The organism is Actinomyces polynesiensis (assembly GCF_000820725.1).
In the GTDB taxonomy this organism is placed as follows: domain Bacteria; phylum Actinomycetota; class Actinomycetes; order Actinomycetales; family Actinomycetaceae; genus Pauljensenia; species Pauljensenia polynesiensis.
On sequence record NZ_CCXH01000040.1, the window covers coordinates 1 to 1,585 of the forward strand.

General features: G+C 70.2%; 2 protein-coding genes. Both read left to right on the top strand.

Annotation, left to right across the window (positions count from 1 at the left end):
- The first annotated feature begins 499 nt into the window (after positions 1–499).
- The gene (mraZ, locus tag TA90_RS01455; protein ID WP_043534248.1) at positions 500–931 is read left to right on the top strand and encodes a division/cell wall cluster transcriptional repressor MraZ; all 432 of its coding nucleotides are present in this window, start codon (positions 500–502) and stop codon (positions 929–931) included.
- A 273-nt stretch (positions 932–1,204) separates the two neighbouring features.
- Positions 1,205–1,585: 16S rRNA (cytosine(1402)-N(4))-methyltransferase (gene mraW, locus TA90_RS01460; RefSeq protein ID WP_043534249.1), on the top strand; the 381-nt coding region annotated here is incomplete at its 3' end.

The following is a 1,585-nucleotide window of genomic DNA, read 5'->3' on the forward strand; positions in this document are numbered from 1 at the left end:
TCCCCACGTCCCTCCACCGTCCCCACCGCGCTCCACGTCCCCCCACTTCCCTCCACCGCCGGGATCCGCCGGGATCCCTCGGGTCCCGAGCCGTCGCGGCGAGGTCGACCCTCCGACCGCCAGCGGTGGCCGACCGGTGGGACTCCTCCACGGCTCCGCTGCCGTCGGTCACCAGGGGCCAGGCATCACCGCAGTTCAACGGCCCTTCGGTGTGTCCAAGCAGGGCATCCGTCCCACGCCCGGACCCCTGTGGCGCCCTCCTCGCCGTGGCCTCCACCGTCCTCCACCCGAGCCCGGGTCGACGTCACGGACCCGCCCTCGTCGGCGCCACGGAGGAGACCCGCGGAATTTCCCTCCACCTCACTCCACCGAGACTTTTCGCCGAAGTTCCGCCGATTCAAGGTCGACACGCCGGCCGATCGGAGGCAATTCCTGGCTCTGTGGGGAGGGAAGTGGGTTAAAGTGGGGCCACGTGTCACGGAGGGGAAGGCGGTGAGACATGTTCCTCGGGACGTACGAGCCGAAGCTCGACGAGAAGGGACGTGTCATCCTGCCCGCCCGTTTCCGTGACGACATGGAGGGCGGCATCGTCCTCACACGTGGTCAGGAGCGCTGCATCTACGCGTTCCCGGCCCAGGAGTTCGAGTCCATGACCGTGGAGCTCCGTCGCGCGCCCCTGTCCTCCAAGCAGGCCCGTGACTGGGTCCGCGTGATGCTCTCGGGCGCCTACAAGGAGGTCCCCGACAAGCAGGGACGCATCGTCGTCCCCACCGACCTGCGCACCTACGCAGGCCTGGGCAAGGAACTCGCCGTCATCGGCGCGGGTTCCCGAGCCGAGATCTGGGACGCGGCCGCCTGGCGCGAGTACCTCGCCGTCCAGGAGGACGTGTTCTCCAACACCGCAGAAGAGATCATCCCCGGCATGTTCTGAGGCATGGGCCGAGGTCTCCGCCCGCTGCTCTGACATCACTTCCCCGATGGCAGATCACGGTGGGGGACCCCGGTCCGTGCACAGGAGGCCGGGACGGGCACGGGAGGGGGTGGACAGGTGGTCAGGACCGGGGGAGCCGGGGGCTCCGGGGAGGGGCACGAGGGCGGACCCGTGCACATCGACGAGGACGCGTCCGTGCACTCCCACGTCGACACCAGTGCTGACGACGAGCAGCAGCACTCCCGCGGGGGAGAACCCCGCCGGGCGGCGGACCTGCACGTGCCGGTGCTCCTCGAGGAGTGCCTGGACATGCTGGCGCCCGCTGTCCAGCACCCCGGAGCCGTGCTCATCGACGCCACCCTCGGGATGGGTGGACACACCGAGGGAGCCCTCACCCGCTTCCCCGACCTCCACGTGGTCGGCATCGACCGTGACCCCGAGGCGATCGCCCTCGCCTCGGCGCGCCTGGCCCCGTTCGGCGGACGCTTCACGGCCGTGACCACCACCTACGACCACATCGACGAGGTCGCCGCGGAGCACGGGTCCGACGGCCTGGTCGACGGTGTCCTCATGGACCTGGGCGTCTCCAGCCTCCAACTCGACGACGGGGAGCGGGGCTTCTCCTACTCCCACGACGCGCCGCTCGACATGCGC

Excerpts from the sequence above, each read along its gene's own strand:
- mraZ (WP_043534248.1), top strand. The coding sequence starts at position 500 with ATGTTCCTCGGGACGTACGAGCCGAAGCTCGACGAGAAGGGACGTGTC.